Annotated in this window: 16 protein-coding genes; 5 read left to right on the top strand and 11 right to left on the bottom strand. The window is 60.2% G+C overall.

Annotation, left to right across the window (positions count from 1 at the left end; translation table 11 throughout):
* The 3 genes from BFL40_RS13755 to BFL40_RS13745 all read left to right on the top strand — a co-directional run bounded on the left by BFL40_RS13755 (position 1) and on the right by BFL40_RS13745 (position 3,996).
* The gene (locus BFL40_RS13755) at positions 1–1,611 is read left to right on the top strand and encodes a J domain-containing protein (RefSeq protein WP_071484509.1); all 1,611 of its coding nucleotides are present in this window, start codon (positions 1–3) and stop codon (positions 1,609–1,611) included.
* A gap of 151 nt (positions 1,612–1,762) precedes the next feature.
* Positions 1,763–3,013 (top strand): OprD family porin, encoded by a 1,251-nt coding sequence (locus tag BFL40_RS13750; protein WP_071484508.1) that lies wholly within the window; start codon positions 1,763–1,765, stop codon positions 3,011–3,013.
* 83 nt (positions 3,014–3,096) lie between these two features.
* Positions 3,097–3,996 (top strand): polysaccharide deacetylase family protein, encoded by a 900-nt coding sequence (locus BFL40_RS13745; protein WP_071484507.1) that lies wholly within the window; start codon positions 3,097–3,099, stop codon positions 3,994–3,996.
* A 173-nt stretch (positions 3,997–4,169) separates the two neighbouring features.
* Here the strand turns inward: BFL40_RS13745 and pcaC are convergent, their stop codons facing one another.
* The 11 genes from pcaC to pcaR form a co-directional block, all read right to left on the bottom strand.
* Positions 4,170–4,568 carry a 4-carboxymuconolactone decarboxylase gene (pcaC, locus tag BFL40_RS13740; protein ID WP_003189316.1) on the bottom strand — a complete coding sequence of 133 codons (399 nt, stop codon included), beginning with the start codon at positions 4,566–4,568 and terminating at the stop codon, positions 4,170–4,172.
* A 10-nt stretch (positions 4,569–4,578) separates the two neighbouring features.
* The gene (pcaD, locus tag BFL40_RS13735; protein WP_071484506.1) at positions 4,579–5,370 is read right to left on the bottom strand and encodes a 3-oxoadipate enol-lactonase; all 792 of its coding nucleotides are present in this window, start codon (positions 5,368–5,370) and stop codon (positions 4,579–4,581) included.
* Between the two features lie 18 nt (positions 5,371–5,388).
* Positions 5,389–6,753, bottom strand: a complete 1,365-nt coding sequence (locus tag BFL40_RS13730) for a 3-carboxy-cis,cis-muconate cycloisomerase (RefSeq protein ID WP_071484505.1) — start codon at positions 6,751–6,753, stop codon at positions 5,389–5,391.
* Positions 6,754–6,772: 19 nt separating this feature from the next.
* Positions 6,773–8,068 carry an MFS family transporter gene (locus tag BFL40_RS13725; RefSeq protein ID WP_071484504.1) on the bottom strand — a complete coding sequence of 432 codons (1,296 nt, stop codon included), beginning with the start codon at positions 8,066–8,068 and terminating at the stop codon, positions 6,773–6,775.
* Positions 8,069–8,246: 178 nt separating this feature from the next.
* Positions 8,247–8,813, bottom strand: coding sequence for a protocatechuate 3,4-dioxygenase subunit alpha (gene pcaG, locus BFL40_RS13720; RefSeq protein WP_071484503.1), 567 nt, complete (start codon positions 8,811–8,813; stop codon positions 8,247–8,249).
* Between the two features lies 1 nt (position 8,814).
* The gene (gene pcaH / locus BFL40_RS13715; RefSeq protein ID WP_071484502.1) at positions 8,815–9,519 is read right to left on the bottom strand and encodes a protocatechuate 3,4-dioxygenase subunit beta; all 705 of its coding nucleotides are present in this window, start codon (positions 9,517–9,519) and stop codon (positions 8,815–8,817) included.
* A gap of 17 nt (positions 9,520–9,536) precedes the next feature.
* Positions 9,537–10,742, bottom strand: coding sequence for a 3-oxoadipyl-CoA thiolase (gene pcaF / locus BFL40_RS13710; protein WP_174555613.1), 1,206 nt, complete (start codon positions 10,740–10,742; stop codon positions 9,537–9,539).
* The gene (locus BFL40_RS13705; RefSeq protein ID WP_071484500.1) at positions 10,739–11,518 is read right to left on the bottom strand and encodes a CoA-transferase subunit beta; all 780 of its coding nucleotides are present in this window, start codon (positions 11,516–11,518) and stop codon (positions 10,739–10,741) included. The genes pcaF and BFL40_RS13705 overlap by 4 nt, the downstream gene beginning before the upstream one ends.
* On the bottom strand, positions 11,518–12,375 hold the full coding sequence (locus BFL40_RS13700) for a CoA transferase subunit A (protein WP_071484499.1): 858 nt from the start codon (positions 12,373–12,375) through the stop codon (positions 11,518–11,520). Before BFL40_RS13700 ends, BFL40_RS13705 begins: the two co-directional genes overlap by 1 nt.
* A 206-nt stretch (positions 12,376–12,581) precedes the next feature.
* Positions 12,582–13,922: a 4-hydroxybenzoate transporter PcaK gene (pcaK, locus tag BFL40_RS13695; RefSeq protein ID WP_071484498.1), complete on the bottom strand. Its 1,341-nt coding sequence runs from the start codon at positions 13,920–13,922 to the stop codon at positions 12,582–12,584.
* Between the two features lie 146 nt (positions 13,923–14,068).
* Positions 14,069–14,911: a pca regulon transcriptional regulator PcaR gene (pcaR, locus tag BFL40_RS13690; protein WP_025855315.1), complete on the bottom strand. Its 843-nt coding sequence runs from the start codon at positions 14,909–14,911 to the stop codon at positions 14,069–14,071.
* 564 nt (positions 14,912–15,475) lie between these two features.
* On the opposite strand from pcaR, the gene BFL40_RS13685 reads away from it, so the two are divergent.
* Positions 15,476–15,676 (top strand): hypothetical protein, encoded by a 201-nt coding sequence (locus tag BFL40_RS13685; RefSeq protein ID WP_003189295.1) that lies wholly within the window; start codon positions 15,476–15,478, stop codon positions 15,674–15,676.
* Between the two features lie 333 nt (positions 15,677–16,009).
* Complete coding sequence (locus BFL40_RS13680; protein WP_071484497.1) at positions 16,010–17,485, top strand: inorganic phosphate transporter; 1,476 nt, start codon at positions 16,010–16,012, stop codon at positions 17,483–17,485.
* The last annotated feature ends 517 nt before the right edge of the window (positions 17,486–18,002 follow it).

The raw sequence follows: 18,002 nt of genomic DNA, 5'->3' as shown, positions 1-18,002 counted from the left end.
ATGGATTGTTGGACTGTGTTGCAACTGACGGACGATGCGGACGAGCGCACGATCAAGCGTGCCTACGCGCGACTGTTGAAAAGCTGCCGCCCGGACGATGACGCCGAAGGTTTTCAGCGCCTGCGTGAAGCCTATGAACACGCGCTGAGTGAAGCACGCTGGCGAGCCGACAATGAGGAAGAGCAAAGCGCTTCGGCGCCGGTGCTCGAACAGGCCTATGGCAACCTCAACGACCTGGCCGAGTTAATGGACATTCGCCCACTCAGCCCGGCGCCGTTTGAGACGCCCAAGCCGGACCCGGCCCAGGCGCTGGTGACCGGCCTCAACGTGCACAACCTCGATGAACGCTGGGCCCAGGCCCAGCAACAACAATGCGCCGACGCGTTCCAGGCCGGTCTGCTGCGTCATTGCTTCGAAGCCCCCGGCGAACGTGGTGCTATCACCCGCTGGGCGGTGCAACACTTGGAATGGCTGACGCCGTGGCAACGTGTAGCCATGACGCCCTGGCAGCACGAAGCACTCACTGGCGAACTGCTGCAGGAATACCGCCACACCTTGCAGGACCTGCTGGAGCAAAAGGCCGAGCGCGAGTTCGTCACGCAACTGACGCACTACAACGAGCAAGCTTGGCTGCGTGTGTTCGACCAACAGCAACAGTGGCAACGCATCATCCTGCAACTGCTCCACGACACCCAATGGAGCGTGCCGCTGTTCGAGCGCGTGTGCCAGGCGTTTGGCTGGGATGACCAAAAAGGTGTGTACCCGGAACCTGCGTGGATGTGGCGTGGGCTGGTGTCGCGCTGTGAGCAGGAAAGTTTTTACGCCAGCCTGCAAGACAAAGCCCAGGACACCCGGCGCACCTCTGCCGATGCCCTGGCCGCACGCTTGCTGCTCATACCTATGACCGCGACCCAACAGATGCGCATCATCGAAAGGTTTGGCCAAAACGAGTGGAACGCCTGTCAGCACCTGGGCGATACCCTGACCTGGCGCTACCCGCAACTGATCGAACGCCTGCCCCAGAGTGACCTGTTCTTTTGGCGAAAATTTGTCCCACGACCGATTTACACCCAATTGCTTATCCGGCTTTGGGCGATCTTCGCCTTGGCCGTTGGCTTGAACCTCGCCCATGATCAAACCGAAAAGCTGGACTTCGGGGTCGTACTCATCTTCCTCGTGTTGGCAATCGTGCCGGCCGCGATCGGCTTTCGGATCACGCAGATGTGGGCCGGGATGAGTTCGTCCTTTATGGTTGCGGACGTGTGGCTGAGCCAGTATTTGATCCCCAAGCGCCTGAACCCCAACCAGTACTGGCTAGTGTTACGCCATGGCATCCCGCAATTGGCCATGCTCGTGGCATGCGGGCTGATGCTAGGCATTCTGGGTGCGGTGACCTATGCCGGGACGCTGCTGATCAACCTGCTGCATACCAAACGCATTGGCCACCTGGGTGATAAAAGCCTGGCCTACCCGTGGCTCAATGGTCTGCACTGGGCATTCTGGAGCCCGCTGCAAGCGGTGTTCCTGGTGGTGATGGTGGCGGTAATCATCGTCGCCCAGCATTACCTGCCCGCCGTGCCCTGGACCCACATCGACCTGCCCAAACGGTAACAAGGAGATCGGGCCTGGGCGCAATGCGCAGGCCCGTCAACTTGCGTTCGATCATCGCCCACAACCCGCTCTCCCCCACTTTCATCGCCCCCGCACCGCCAAGCAACATGGCCCGCACCTGCATAACCCCAATAACAACAGGTCTAACGCCATGAGCACTTTCCACCCTCGTCAGCTGTTGCTGGCTACCGCTGTTGCCAGTCTTGCCCTACCCGTAGTCGCCGAAGAGCACGGCTTCCTCGAAGACGCCAGCGCCAACCTCAACCTGCGCAATTTCTTCTTCAACCGCAATTTCACCAACCCGACCAAAGCCCAGGGTGGGGCACAGGAATGGACGCAAAGCTTCATCCTCGACGCCAAATCCGGCTTTACCCAGGGCACGGTGGGTTTCGGCATGGATGTGCTGGGTTTGTACTCACAAAAGCTTGATGGCGGACGCGGCACCGGCGGCACCCAACTGCTGCCTCTGGACCACGATGGCCGCCCGGCGGATAACTTCGGGCGCCTTGGCGTAGCGTTCAAGGCTCGGATTTCGAAGACCGAAGTGAAGGTCGGCGAATGGATGCCGGTCCTGCCGATCCTGCGTGCCGACGACGGCCGCTCGCTGCCGCAAACCCTGCGTGGCGGGCAGATCACCTCTAAAGAGATCGCCGGCCTGACCCTTTACGGTGGCCAGTTCCGCGCCAACAGCCCGCGCGACGACAGCAGCATGAACGACCTGTCGATGACCGGGAAACCGGCGTTCACCTCCGATCGGTTCAACTTCCAGGGCGGCGAATACGCGTTCAACGACAAACGCACCCAAATCGGTCTGTGGAATGCCCAGCTCAAGGACATCTACAGTCAACAATTCGTCAACCTGACCCACAGCCAGCCACTGGGTGACTGGACCCTGGGCGCCAACCTCGGGTTCTTCTACGGCAAAGACGACGGCAGCGCCCGCGCCGGTGAGCTGGACAACAAGACCTGGTCCGGCCTGTTCTCCGCCAAGTACGGCGGCAACACCTTCTATGTCGGCCTGCAAAAACTCACCGGCAGCAGTGCCTGGATGCGCGTCAACGGCACCAGCGGCGGCACCCTGGCCAATGACAGCTACAACTCCAGCTACGACAACGCCCAGGAAAAATCCTGGCAAGTGCGCCACGACTACAACTTCGCCGCCCTCGGCATACCGGGCCTGACCCTGATGAACCGCTACATCAGTGGTAGCAACGTGCACACCGGCACCATCACCGACGGCAAGGAATGGGGCCGCGAGAGCGAACTGGGCTATACCGTACAGAGTGGCGTACTCAGGGATCTCAACGTACGGTGGCGTAATTCCAGCATGCGCCGGGACTACAGCAATAATGAGTTCGATGAAAACCGGTTGATCGTCAGTTACCCGATCAGTCTGCTGTAAACCGGCGCCAAACTTGCTGTATGGTGCGCGCCTGCCGCTGCTGATCCACCCAGCAGCGGCCTTTTTTCGAGCCCGCGCACACCATGAAATCCTTAGCCATCGCGTCTGCCGTGCTTGCCCTGGCCTTGAGCCTGAGCGGCTGCATTGGCCCGCCCATCGCCCTGACGCCACAGACCGAACAGCGCCTGCAGGCGCAGGCACCGATCCGCTTTCTGCTGACCTTCGATGACGGCCCCAGCGCTTCGGGCTATAACAACCCGAGCCGTTCGGTGATGGCTGACCTTGCGAAAAACCCAATACTGCCGGGCATCAAGGCGGTGTTCTTCCTGCAAACCGAAGCCTCCCGTTCCGGTGGCAGCCCCCGGGGCCGCAAGACCATGGAACGTGAATACGCGGCGGGCCACGTCCTGGCCTTCCACACTGCCACGGCGTTTCATACCAATCACCGTTGGCTGAATGATGCCGAACTGGAAAGCACCCTTACCCAGGGCGCGGCCGATATTGCATCGATCACCGGCGCGTCACCTGTGCTGGTACGTCCGCCCTTCTGGAACTACGACAAACGCACCTTCGCCGCCTACCAGCGCCACGGCATGCACGTGCTGCTGACGGACCTGAGCGCCAATGACGGCAAGATCTGGGGCTTCAATGGCAGCCCTCGTCGTCGGGCCAACCTGTATCGGCAGCTGTCGGTGGTGCGCGAGCGCATTGCCCTGGGGGAGTTGCCGACGGTGGACGGCGTGATACCGGTGGTGGTGACCTTTCACGATATCAACCGCTACACCGCCCGGCACTTGCAGGAGTATCTACAGATCCTGATGGACAGCGCCCGGATCAACGGCATGAAGACCGCCGTCGAGCCGTTCTACACCGACCATGCCACGCTTGAACGCGCGGCCCTGGCGCGCACGGTGAAGGATGTGAATGAAGAAGTGCATCTGCCGGGCGTGTGGAATTGGGTGTGGGACTCGGATTCCCACTGACCCCCCCGATGCAATGGAGATCTCCGGTGTGGTTTGCTTGCGATAGCCATAGGTATTTTTATGGCTTGGGCTTTGTGGTTGTTACGGGTCCGCTGGGTGCATATCCGTTGCTGCGGTAACGGATATGTACTCACACCCCGAAGACCTCCCCCACATTTAACCGCATTTCAAATTCAGTCCTGCTGCCGCGACTCCACACCCAACTCATCCCACACCGACTCCGCCAAGTGAAACGTCGCATTCGCGGCCGGAATCCCGCAGTAGATCGCGCTCTGCATCAGCACTTCCTTGATCTCGGCACGAGTCACCCCATTGCTGGCCGCAGCGCGCAGGTGCAGCTTCAACTCTTCACTGCGGTTCATGCCGATCAGCATCGCGATGGTGATCAGGCTGCGCGTATGCCGAGGCAGGCCGGGCCGGGTCCAGATATCACCCCAGGCGTGGCGGGTGATCATTTCCTGGAACTCACTGTTGAACTCGGTCAGAGCATTGAGGCTGCGATCGACATGCGCGTCGCCCAGCACTTCGCGACGCACTTGCAGACCCTCGGCGTAACGTTGTTTCTCGTCCACAAAACGCTCCTCAGCGAGCCAGCAAAAATTCAATCACCCGGTCGCTGAACGCAGCGCCGGCTTGGACATTGGACAGGTGCGCCGCATAGAACTCGGCATATTCGGCGCCCTGCACATGGGCCTGGATGAAGTGGCTGCCGGCGGGTGGTGTAACCGCGTCTTCAGTGCCGGCAATCACCAGGGTCGGCGCCTTGATCGACGACAACTGCTCACGATAATCCGCATCACGTACAGCCCCGCAGTTGGCGGCATAACCCTCTGGTGAGGTGGCGGCGAGCATGTCAGTGATCAGCTTGGCTTGGTCGGGATGAGCCTCGGCGAAGTCCGCCGTAAACCAACGCGCAATCGATGCATCACGCAGGGCCACCATGGCCGCCGCGCCATCGCGCAGTACCATTTCGATGCGCGGGTTCCACACCTCGGGCGTGCCGATCTTGGCCGCGGTGTTACACACCACCAGGCGCTGCAGACGGTCGCCCGCGTTAATGCCCAGCCATTGGCCGATCAAGCCGCCCATGGACAGCCCGCAAAAATGCGCACGCTGGATATCCAGTGCGTCGAGCAGCGCGATCACGTCGTGACCGAGTTGCTCGATGCTGTACGGTCCCTCGGTCACCAGGGATTTGCCGTGGCCACGGGTGTCGAAACGCAACACACGAAAATGCTCGGTGAAAGCCGGGATCTGGAGGTCCCACATATGCAGGTCGGTGCCCAGGGAGTTGGACAGCACCAGCACCGGTGCGTCGACCGGCCCATCCAGTTGGTAATGCAGTTCGCCCTCGGCGAGTTGTACAAAAGCCACAGCGGTCTCCTCAAGCAGTCAGGCGTTCAAAGCAAAATGGTCGGCCACCGCGCGGGTGACCCAGGTGTGCGCCTGGCCCAGGTAGTGGGCCGGGTCGAGCAAGCGGTCCAGTTCAGCCGCTGACAACTCGGCGGTGACCTGCGGTTCGTCGGCCAGTACCGCGCGCAAATGGCGCCCATCGGCAACGGCGCGTTTGCAGCATTGCTCCAGCAGATGGTGTGCGGTTTCGCGGCCCAGGCGTTGGGCGAGCACGATGCTGACCGCTTCGGCCAGCACCAGGCCCTGGGTCAGGTCGAGGTTTTGCGCCATGCGCGCAGGGTCAACTTCCAGCCCTTCGCTCACCAGCAGCGCTTGTTTCAAGGCTCCGGAGACCAGCAGGCAAATCTGCGGCAAGGTTTCCCATTCGGCATGCCACAGGCCCAAGCTGCGCTCGTGCTCCTGGGGCATGGCGCTGAACATCGTCGCCACCAAGCCAGGCACGCGAGTGGCGGCGCTGATCAGCACAGCGGCACCCACCGGGTTGCGTTTGTGCGGCATGGTGGACGAGCCACCTTTGCCCGGTGCCGACGGCTCAAACACTTCCGCCGCTTCGGTCTGCATCAGCAAGCTGATATCTCGGCCCACTTTGCCGAGGCTACCGGCGATCAGGCCAAGAACGCCGGCGAACTCCACCAGGCGATCACGTTGGGTGTGCCAAGGTTGCTCCGGCAAGGTCAGTTGCAGTTCCGTCGCTAAAGCCTCGGCCACTGGCATTGCGTGTTCGCCGAGCGCCGCCAGCGTTCCGGACGCCCCCCCGAATTGCAGCACCAGCAGGCGCGGTTTCAGTTCAGCGAGACGTTGTCGACTGCGCGTCACCGCCCCCAGCCAACCGGCGATTTTCATCCCCAGCGTGACCGGTGTCGCGTGTTGCAACCAGGTACGCCCGGCCAACGGTACGCCCGCATAACGTTGGGCCTGCACGGCCAGAACTTCACCCAAGCGCGCCAGGTCGGCTTCGATCAATGCCACAGCGTGTCGCAGTTGCAGCACCAGGCCAGTGTCCATCACATCCTGGCTGGTCGCGCCCAGATGAACATAGCGTTCAGCACCGGCATCTTCACTGGCAATCAACTTGCCCAGCGCTTTCACCAACGGGATCGCAGAGTTCCCCGCCGTGGCAATCGCCACGCCGAGGGCATCCGCGTCGTACAGCGAAGCCAGGCATGCCTGGGCAATCGGTGCGACGGCGGCCTGCGGGATCAGCCCGACCTGGGCCTCGGCCCGGGCCAGCGCCGCCTCGAAATCCAGCATGCCCTGCAAGCGCCCCTGATCGCAGAACACCTCGGCCATGCTGTCAGCGGTGAAATAAGCGTCGAACAGTTGATTGCTCGTGCGCAGTGTCATAACTCATCCCTACTTCCGGTTACAGATCGTGGTGCAAGTACGCCGCCTGTTTCGGCAAGCGCAAGCTGAACAGGAAGGCTACCGCCATCATCGCGGTGACGTACCAATAGAAGGTGTTTTCCATGCCGATGGATTTCAGGCTCAGTGCGACGACTTCCGCCGAACCGCCAAAAATTGCGTTAGCCACCGCATAAGCCAGGCCCACGCCCAAGGCACGAACCTGGGGCGGGAACATTTCCGCTTTGACCAGGCCGCTGATGGAGGTGTAGAAGCTGACAATCGCCAGGGCCAGGGTGATCAGCACAAAAGCCAGGAACGGGCTGCTGACGGTTTTCAGCGTCAGCAGGATTGGCACCGTGAACAGGGTGCCGAGGCCCGCGAACCAGAGCATCGAGTTACGTCGGCCAATCTTGTCCGCCAACATGCCGAACACCGGCTGCATGCACATGTAGAGGAACAATGCGCCGGTCATGATGTAACTCGAGGTCTTGGCGTGCATGCCTACCGTGTTCACCAGGTACTTCTGCATATAGGTGGTGAACGTGTAGAAAATCAGCGAGCCGCCGGCGGTGTAGCCCAGCACCGTGATAAAGGCTGCCTTGTGATCGCGAAACAGCGCGGCAATGCTGCCGGCGTCTTTGTCCTCGCGCATTTCCTTACTGGTGGTTTCTTTCAATGTGCGACGCAGCAGCAGGGAGATCACTGCCGCGATGGCGCCGATCACGAACGGAATCCGCCAGCCCCAGGCTCGCAGTTCGTCCTCACTGAGAAACTGTTGCAGGATGACCACCACCAGCACCGCGAGCAATTGCCCGCCGATCAAGGTCACGTACTGGAAAGAGGCGAAAAACCCGCGCTGGCCCTTGAGCGCTACTTCACTCATATAGGTCGCGGTGGTGCCGTACTCGCCGCCCACGGACAAGCCCTGAAACAGACGTGCTACCAGCAGCAGGACCGGCGCCCAAACCCCGATGTCTTTGTACGTCGGCAAAAAGGCGATGACCAGCGAGCCGGCGCACATCATCAACACCGAGATCATCATCGAGTTTTTTCGGCCGTGCTTGTCGGCCACACGCCCGAACAACCACCCGCCAATGGGCCGCATCAGGAACCCGGCAGCGAACACTCCGGCGGTGTTAACCAACTGTACGGTGGGGTTGTCCGACGGGAAAAACGCTGGGGCGAAGTAGATCGCGCAGAAGGCGTAGACGTAGAAGTCGAACCATTCGACGAGGTTGCCGGAGGAGGCACCGACAATCGCAAAAATCCGTTTTTTGCGTTCTTCTCCGGTGTAGTGATCCGTTGTTGTTGTCATGTTTTTTCACTCAGTGGGAACGGTTGTAGCCTAGACATACTTTGCAACAACCATGTTCCGCAAGCAGACTTTTGGATATCTGTTGCTTGAACCGACCTCTTCGAGAGCAAGCCCGCTCCCACATTGAAATGCGATCACCTGTGGGAGCGGGCTTGCCTGCGATAGATTTCAAGCCAACTCAATAATCAAAAAACACCGTCTCTTCATCTGTGCCCTGCAAAATCACATTCCACTGATACACGCCGTCCGCATCCGTCTTGGCAATCAGGGTGCGGCGGCGCTCTTGCGGCACACACGCCAGCAACGCGTCATCCCCATTCAACGCCTCACCGTCAAAATAAATCCGCGTCAGCAGGTGCTTCACCAGCCCACGAGCAAACACCAGCACCACCAAGTGCGGCGCCTGGGTCGTGCCCTTCAAACCCGGCACACTGCCCGGCTTGATAGTGGTAAACCGAAAACGCCCTTCGGCATCCACCGGCACTCGGCCAAAGCCTTCAAAGTTCGGGTCGACGGCCTTGTCCTGCTCATCCTCAGGGTGGTCGTACTTGCCGGCGGCATTGGCCTGCCAGACTTCCAGCATGGCGTCGTTGACAACATCACCGTTGCCATCCACCACTTGCCCGCTGATCGCCACGCGTTCACCGAGGGTGGCGGGCACGGTCAGGTCTTCGCGGTTCAGCCAGGTCAGGCCGATGTGGTAATACGGCCCGACGGTGTGGGACGTGGTCGCGTTGAGTGTCATCTCATTTCTCCATCGGCGTGGCGTCGCGGCCGCGCAGGACGATGTCCCAGCGGTAGCCGAGGGCGTAGTGCGGGACGGTTTTTTCCAGGTCGAAACTGGCGATCAAACGCTGCTTGGCCGAGGTGTCGGGCACGCAGTTGTAGATCGGGTCGTATTCCAGCAGCGGGTCGCCGGGGAAGTACATCTGCGTGACCAAACGCGTCAGCACGCTTGGGCCGAACAGCGAAAAGTGGATATGCGCCGGGCGCCACGCATTGTGGTGGTTGCCCCACGGGTAGGCCCCAGGCTTGATAGTCTGGAACTGGTACCAGCCATCCGCATCGGTAATGGTACGGCCAGTGCCGGTGAAGTTCGGGTCCAGCGGCGCATCGTGCAGGTCACGCTTGTGGTTGTAGCGTCCGGCGGCGTTGGCCTGCCAGATTTCCACGAGGATGCCCGGCACCGGCAGGCCATTCTCATCCAGCACGCGGCCGTGGATGATGATGCGCTCGCCCTGGGGCTCGCCTTCATGCTGGGCGGTCAGGTCGTTGTCCTTCTCGTTAACCCGCTCGGCGCCGATGGTCGGGCCGGTGATTTCCGACAAGGAATGGGGCAGGAACACCAACGGCTGGGACGGCGAACGCAAGTTCGTCGACTGGTAGGCCGGGTGCAGGTAATCAGGTTGGGTGCCCGCTTGCGGGCGCCGGTAACCGGGCTTGTCACTCATGGAGCAATCCTCTCTTATTAGACGCGTTCAATCGCCAGGGCCAAGCCTTGGCCGACGCCCACACACATGGTCGCCAGGCCTTTGCTGCCGCCGGTTTTTTCCAACTGATGCAGGGCCGTCAGTACCAACCGTGCGCCACTCATGCCCAGGGGATGGCCGAGTGCGATAGCGCCGCCATTCGGGTTGACCTGAGGCGCGTCATCGGCGATGCCCAGTTCACGCAGCACCGCCAAACCTTGGCTGGCGAAGGCTTCGTTGAGTTCGATCACGTCGAAATCGGTCACGGCCAAACCCAGGCGTTCCACCAGCTTGCGCACCGCCGGTACCGGGCCGATACCCATCACGCGCGGTGCGACACCGGCGCTGGCCATGCCCAATACGCGGGCACGGGCAGTGAGGCCGTGTTTCTTGACGGCTTCGGCGGAGGCCAGGATCAGCGCCGCCGCACCGTCATTCACACCGGAGGCATTGCCAGCGGTGACGGTTTTGTCGGGGCCGTTGACGGGCTTAAGTTTGGTCAGCGCTTCCAGGGTAGTGTCGGCGCGTGGATGCTCATCATGTTCCACCACGGTCTCGCCTTTTTTATGGGCGATGCGCACCGGCACAATTTCTTCGGCGAAGAACCCGGCGGCCTGAGCGGCGGCGGTACGTTGCTGGCTGCGCAGGGCGAAAGCGTCCTGATCCGCACGGGATACCTTATAGTCGTCAGCCACGTTATCGGCGGTCTGCGGCATCGCGTCGACGCCATACTGAGCCTTCATCAACGGGTTGATAAAGCGCCAGCCGATGGTGGTGTCTTCCAGCTTCATGTTGCGCGAAAACGCCGCATCGGCCTTGCCCATCACGAACGGCGCGCGCGACATCGACTCGACGCCACCGGCAATCGCCAGCTCCATTTCGCCGCTGGCGATGGCGCGAAAGGCGGTGCCGATCGCGTCCATGCCCGAGGCGCACAAACGGTTGAGGGTCACCCCGGGAATGCTTTCCGGCAGGCCCGCGAGCAGTAGCGCCATACGCGCTACGTTGCGGTTATCTTCGCCGGCCTGGTTGGCGCAACCCAGGAACACTTCGTCGACTGCGCTCCAATCCACCGAGGGGTTGCGCTCGATCAGCGTCTTGATCGGCAGCGCCGCCAAATCATCGGCGCGCACGGTCGACAGGCCACCGCCAAAACGGCCGATGGGGGTGCGAATAGCATCGCAGATAAATACGTCACGCATCAGGCTTCTCCTGGCGCTTGGCCGTGGGCGGCGGCAGTACGCGCTTCGAGATCACGCAGGGCAGTCAATTCGACTTCAGTCGGTTCAGCCGTGGTGGTCACTTGATCCGCAAAACGAATCGCCCAACCGGTGGCGGCAACCACTTGCTCGCGGGTCACGCCTGGGTGCAGCGCGGTGACTACGAACTCATGAGTGCCCTCTTCCGGCTCCATAATGCACAGGTCGGTAATGATCCCTACAGGACCGGCACCCGGCAGGCCCAGGCGTTTACGCGAATCGCCGCCTTCGCCGTGACCGACCGAGGTAATGAAGTCCAGCTTGTCGACAAACGAACGCGACGACTGCTTGAGGATGATCAACACGCTTTTGGCGGAGCCTGCAATTTCCGGCGCGCCACCAGCACCTGGCAGGCGCACTTTTGGCTGGTGATAATCGCCGACCACGGTGGTGTTGATATTGCCGAAGCGGTCGACCTGCGCCGCGCCGAGAAAGCCCACGTCAATGCGCCCGCCTTGCAGCCAGTAGCGAAAAATCTCACCGGTCGGCACGACGGTATCAGCCGTTTCCGCCAGCTCGCCGTCACCAATGGACAGCGGCAGTACGTTGGGCTTGGCGCCAATCGGGCCGGACTCGTAGATCAGTACCACATCGGGCGACGAGGTCAGGCGTGCCAGGTTGGCCGCTTTGGAGGGCAGGCCGATACCGACGAAGCATACGGAGCCGTTCTTGAGACGGCGCGCGGCGGCGACGGTCATCATTTCATTGGTCGAGTAAGCCATTACTTGGCCTCCTGCGCGGTGGCCAGCTTGGCCTGGAATTCACTGAAATCGGCAGTGCCGTGGATGTACTCATCGATCCAGGCGGTAAAGGTCCCGCGGTCGCGAGCGATTGGGTCCCACGCTTGGTAGAAGCGGTTATCACGCTCGTTGTAGCCGTGGGCGTAGGATGGGTGCGCGCCGCCGGGAACATGGCACACCGCCGTCAGAGCCCAGGTTGGCAGCACGCAGCTATTCATCGGTGCATTCAGATCGTCGACGATTTCTTCGACGGTGACGATGCAACGCTTGGCCGCCAAGGCCGCCTCCTTCTGCACGCCGAGAATGCCCCAAAGCAATACGTTGCCTTTACGGTCGGCCTTCTGCGCGTGGATCACGGTGATGTCCGGGCGCACCGACGGCACCGCCGCGAGCACTTCGCCGGTGAAGGGGCAGGTCACGGTTTTAATCAGCGGGTTGACCTTGGGCAGGTCGGAACCGGCGTAGGCACGCAGCACCGCGAATGGCAGGCCCGAGGCACCGGCGACGTAGGCATTGGCCAGGTCGGCGTGGCTGTGTTCTTCGATCTCCAGCGGTTGCGGCCATTGCTTCTCTACCGCGTCGCGCAGGCGATGCAGGGAGCCCACACCCGGGTTGCCGCCCCAGGAGAAAATCAACTTGCGAGCGCAACCGGCACCGATCAACTGGTCGTAGATCAGGTCAGGCGTCATACGCACCAGCGTCAGGTCTTTCTTGCCCTGACGAATGATTTCATGACCCGCTGCCGTTGGGATCAGATGGGTGAAGCCTTCCAGTGCGACGGTATCGCCGTCGTTCACGAATTGCTTCACCGCGTCACGCAGCGAAAGAATTTCAGCCATGGGGTTTGGGCTCCCGGTGTGGATCGAAAAAGGCGCTGAGGTCGCGCCGAAGTGCTTGAAGATTAAGCCGGAGAAATGGGTCAAACAATCCGATAATCGACTCAGCGTTCGATTATCGAACAGATTGTTGCCTTGCTAATCATCTGTGCAAACTCGGTCAATGCAGGAGGGGGCTTGCTCCCTCCCACATTTGACCGCACCAAACCTCAGGTCGCGTCGGAGTGGCTGACCATGCCTTTGATCACCACCGCGGCCGTGGCCAATGCGGCCGGAATCACCAACGCGGTGAGCACCTGTTCGAAGTTCCAGCCCAGGCCCAGCAAGGTAGCGCCCATCCATGCACCGAGGATCGCGCCGAAGCGGCCGATGCCCAGCATCCATGACACGCCCGTGGCGCGGCCCTGGGTCGGATAAAAGCGCGCGGCCAGGGACGGCATCGCCGATTGCGCACCGTTGACACACATCCCGGCGATCAACACCAAGGTCGCCAGCAGCGTGATATTGCCCAGGCTCTGCCCGACCGCGTAGGCAAACACCCCGGCCAGAAGATAGAAAGTGCCGATGACCTTGTGGGGATTGAACCGGTCCATTGCCCAGCCCACGCCGACCGCACTCAACACGCCACCAAACTGGAACAACGCGCCGATAAACGCGGCCTGTTCCATGCTGGCGCCGCTGTCGCGCATCAGCGTTGGCAACCAACTGGTCAGCAGGTAAACAATCACTAGCCCCATGAAATAGGTGAGCCACAGCAGCAAAGTGCCAGCGCTGTAGGTGCCGGAGAAGATCACCGCAAATACGTTGCGAGCCTTGACGGTTTTTTGCTCGGGCACACTGAAGCTGGTGGCTTGGGCGACTATGTTCGGCTCGATGGGTGACAGCGTCTTGCGCACCTTATCGGTACCGCGATTACGCACCACCAGGTAGCGCGCCGATTCCGGCAGCCACAGCACCAGCACGACGACCAGAATCAACGGCAGAATGCCGCCGATCATCAGCAAAGCATGCCAGCCGAACGCAGGGATCAGCTTGGCCGAGATAAATCCGCCGCCGGCCATGCCCAGATTGAAGCCGCAGAACATGCTGGTCACCAGCAACGACTTGTGGCGCTCGGGGGTGTATTCGGACAACAGCGTGGTGGCGTTCGGCATGCCGGCGCCCAAGCCCAGCCCGGTCAGGAAGCGCAGCACCAGCAACTGGTCGACGTTACTGCTGTAGGCCGAAGCCAGGCTGAAGACGCCAAATACTAACACCGCACTCACCAGCACCACTTTGCGCCCGAAACGGTCTGCCAGCGGGCCGGAACCCAGTGCACCGAATACCATGCCGATCAACGCGGCGCTCATCACCGGGCCGAGGCTGGCGCGGTCGATGCCCCAGTCCTGGGACAGCGCAGGCGCGATAAAGCCCATGGCAGCAGTGTCGAGGCCATCAAGGAAAACGATCAGGAAACACAGGATTACCACGCGCCACTGATAGCGTGACAGTGGCTGGGCATTGATAAAGGACTGGACGTCCAGGTTAGTACCGACAGAGGGCTGATTCATTATTCTTATTTCCACACCGATGGGCGGGCGAACGACCTTGGGTCGTGATTATTATTGGGGCGGCGCTGACAGCGCTGCCGCACATTAATAAGCCAGGGGAAACATCGTCAATTCATCGAGCCGGTATCTGTGCGGTCACCGAACACTTAGGCAAACAGCTGCGCACTCAACTCACGACTCGCACTGAGCATGCTCGGCAGAAAACGCTGCTCCAGTTCGCTGCGACTGACCCGCCCGGCGTGGGTGCTGACGTTGAGCGCGGCCAACACCTGGCCGGATGCGTCATACACCGGCACAGCGATGGAACGCAGACCCTGCTCCAATTCCTGGTCAACGATGCACCAACCCTGCTGACGCACTTGTTGCAAGCATTCGAACAAGGCCTCGGGCGTGGTCAGGGTACGGCTGGTCTTGGTTTGCAGGTCGGCGTGATCGAGGTAGTCCTGCAGCGAAGCATCGTCCAGCGCCGCGAGCAGAATACGGCCCATGGAGGTGCAATACGCCGGCAAGCGTCCGCCCACCGAAAGGTCTACGGAAATCAGACGCTGGGTGGTGGCAGAACGGGCGATATAGAGGATGTCGTCGCCTTCGAGCGTAGCCATATTGCAGGCTTCGTGGAGTTGTTCGCTCATGCGGTCCAGATAAGGCTGGGCCGACACTGCCAAAGGCGTGGACGATAAATAGGCATGCCCCAGGGTCAGGACCTTGGGCAACAGCGAATAGGTACGCCCGTCGGTCGTGGCGTAACCCAGTTTGATCAAGGTATGCAGGCAGCGACGCACGGCGGCGCGAGGGATTTCGGTGCGGTGGCTGATCTGCGCGATGGTCAGGTGCCGCTTGCGCTCCTGGAACGCCTGCACCACGGCCAGGCCACGGGCCAGGGAGGTCATGAAGTCCGGATCACCGGTAAACGCCTGGATGCGCTTGGCCGGTGAAGCCACGATCGGCGGCGCCACTGACGCAAAGGAGTTGCGCAATTGATCGTTCATTTCAGGGGTCCTTTCTCTTATTTTCAACCGCGGGGAGAGTTGGCGGCTATTACAAGCCGCGCCGGTCGGTATGTTCAAGGCAAAGCCTGCAACATTGGGCGATTATCGGACACCCATTCGATTATCGCAATTTTGCGAGTCGACTGGGCGCCTCCCCCAAACCTCGACCTTGTTTGATAGCGCCAAAAAGTTCGAACACTCGCGCCGACATGTAAAAGAGCACAGAATTTACGACGCCCGCTTTTCGTAAATACTGACGCCTACCTGTAATAAAACCCTCACACCACGTTGACGCTTTTTAACTTCATGATGATAGTGTTATTCAAATGCAGCGCTATAATGCAGCTTGTGCAGAGGTCAGCCCGGTATCAATTATCGGGAGCGGAGCTCACCAGGCGTTGCGGGCTGTGTGCATTGCCGGTCATAAGTATCAGCTTAAAAGAACTGCCCTTCGGTCCGCCTTTCAAACTTGAACGGTTCCACTGTTCAACTTGAAACAACCCGAGGACGATTTTCAGGCATGACGCTGCACAGTAGATAAACTCAACTTAATTAGGTAACACTGTGACGAAAGACGAACTGCGCGCAGAACTTGAGCGCCAGGAGCAACGTTACAAGGACGTTTACGGCGGGGAAGTCACCACCTACGCCGCCCAGCCTGAGCCGGAGCGCAAGCCATGGCGCAAGCGAGCCAGCTTGCTGGATCAGGCATTTGCCCAGGAAATCCAAAAGATTGAACAGGAACTCAAAACCGAAGAGCCATAAGCGCTTCGATTTGAGACGCCAGGGTCTTGCTGTCTCTGCCGGCCCACCACCGGCGGAGGGCACCTCACATCGGTCCCGATTGGTCAGCGTCCTGCTGCTACCAACGAAATTTCATACAAATGTTTCAGACATGACGTTTGGATGACAAAAACCCGCGTTTTTGACCCTGTGCTTTATAAATCAAAGACTTGCCAAAGCCCCGAAAAGCCTGGGATGCGCACCTTTCCCTTATGGTTTTTCAATGAAGATTGTTACCGATGAGCAGCTAGTGCATCGATTACTGAGGTTTTCTGGCATAATCGCGCCCCCTTACGACCGGGTCAGAAAACCTTCATGATCGATTTATTCAGCGGACTGGATGCTTGGGTTCTAGTGAGCCTGTTGCTCGCCCTGGCCTTTGTCCTCGCCTTCGAGTTCATCAATGGCTTTCATGACACCGCTAACGCGGTGGCCACAGTCATCTATACCAAAGCGATGCCGCCGCACCTGGCCGTGTTCTTCTCCGGGGTGTTCAACTTCCTCGGTGTGTTGCTCGGTGGTGTGGGTGTCGCCTACGCCATCGTGCATTTGCTGCCGGTGGAGTTGCTGATCAATGTGAACACCGGCCATGGCTTGGCGATGGTCTTCTCCTTATTGGCAGCGGCGATTACCTGGAACCTGGGCACCTGGTACTTCGGTATCCCGGCCTCCAGCTCCCACACCCTGATCGGCTCGATCCTCGGTGTCGGCCTGGCCAATGCCCTGATCAACGACATTCCCCTGGCTGACGGTGTTAACTGGCAGAAAGCGATCGATATCGGTGCGTCCCTGGTGTTCTCGCCTATGGCCGGCTTCCTGGTCGCGGCCCTGGTACTGATCGCGCTGAAATGGTGGCGCCCGCTGTCGAAGATGCACAAGACCCCAGACCAGCGCCGCAAGCTTGACGACAAGAAGCACCCGCCATTCTGGAACCGCCTGGTCCTGGTAATTTCCGCCATGGCCGTGAGCTTTGTACACGGATCAAACGATGGTCAGAAAGGTATCGGCCTGATCATGCTGGTGTTGATCGGTATCGTACCGGCACAGTTCGTACTCGACCTGGGCAGTACCACTTACCAGATCGAACGTACCCGTGACGCGACCGTGCACCTGAACCAGTTCTACCAGCGCAATCACGAAACCCTGGGCGAGTTTCTGGCCCTGGGTAAAAGCGTGAAGGACGATCTGCCGGGCAAGTTCCAATGCAACCCGCAGCAGACCGAGCCAACCATCAACGCGCTCGTCAACACATTGAAAGGCGTCTCGGACTACCACTCGCTGACTGCTGATCACCGTATTGAGGTACGCCGCTACTTGCTCTGCCTGGATGACACTGCGAAGAAGGTCGGCAAGTTGCCTGGCCTGGATGCGCGTGAAAAATCCGACCTCGACAAGCTGCGCAAAGACCTGACCGCCACCACCGAATACGCACCATTCTGGGTGATCCTCGCCGTCGCATTGGCCTTGGGCCTGGGCACCATGGTGGGCTGGAAACGTGTGGTATTGACCATCGGTGAGAAGATCGGCAAGCAGGGCATGACCTATGCCCAAGGCATGTCGGCACAGATCACCACCGCGAGCATGATTGGCTTGGCCAACATTTTCAGCTTGCCGGTTTCCACGACTCACGTACTGTCTTCGGGTGTTGCCGGGACCATGGTTGCTAACAAAAGCGGCCTGCAAGGTGGGACCGTGAAGACCATCCTGATGGCTTGGGTATTGACCTTGCCGGCGACCGTGGGCCTGTCGGCCGGGTTGTTCTGGTTGGCTTCCAAGGCGTTGGGTAGCTGATAGATAGTTGCTGTTGAAGAAGGCGTAATCCGTGAGGGTTGCGCCTTTTTTGCTTCTTGTCGGTGTACATATCCGTTGCTGCGGTAACGGCTGATATGGGTTCCGCTCTTACAGCGGGTCACTTTTGAACAGCGCAAAAGTAACCAAAACGCTCTTGCCCCACCACTCGGTGCCTCGCCTAGGCTCGGCATGCCCTCACTCCGGCATTACTACGCGGGCCGCCGCGACGGGGCGTCCCTGCCCCGTCGCGGCTAAACCGGCGTCCTGCCGGTTTACCCGCTCCGTAATACCTGCGTTCGGCCATCGTGGTTTAACGGGGCGCCTGAGATCAAGATCAAAAGCACGGCGGCCTGAAAGCCGACCTGAGTGATGTAGATCAAAAGCGGTAAAACATGTGCGCGAGCAAGCCCGCACACATTTTTAATCTCCATACATCAGGGAAACTGCAATCTGCCCTGCTTCTGATCTGGCTTTTGATCCACACCACTCAGGTCGGCTTTCAGGCCGCCGTGCTCTG

It is taken from the genome of Pseudomonas costantinii (assembly GCF_001870435.1).
Taxonomy (GTDB): domain Bacteria; phylum Pseudomonadota; class Gammaproteobacteria; order Pseudomonadales; family Pseudomonadaceae; genus Aquipseudomonas; species Aquipseudomonas costantinii.
Note: the sequence above shows the minus strand (reverse complement) of the source record. Positions and strands in the feature narration are given on the sequence as shown.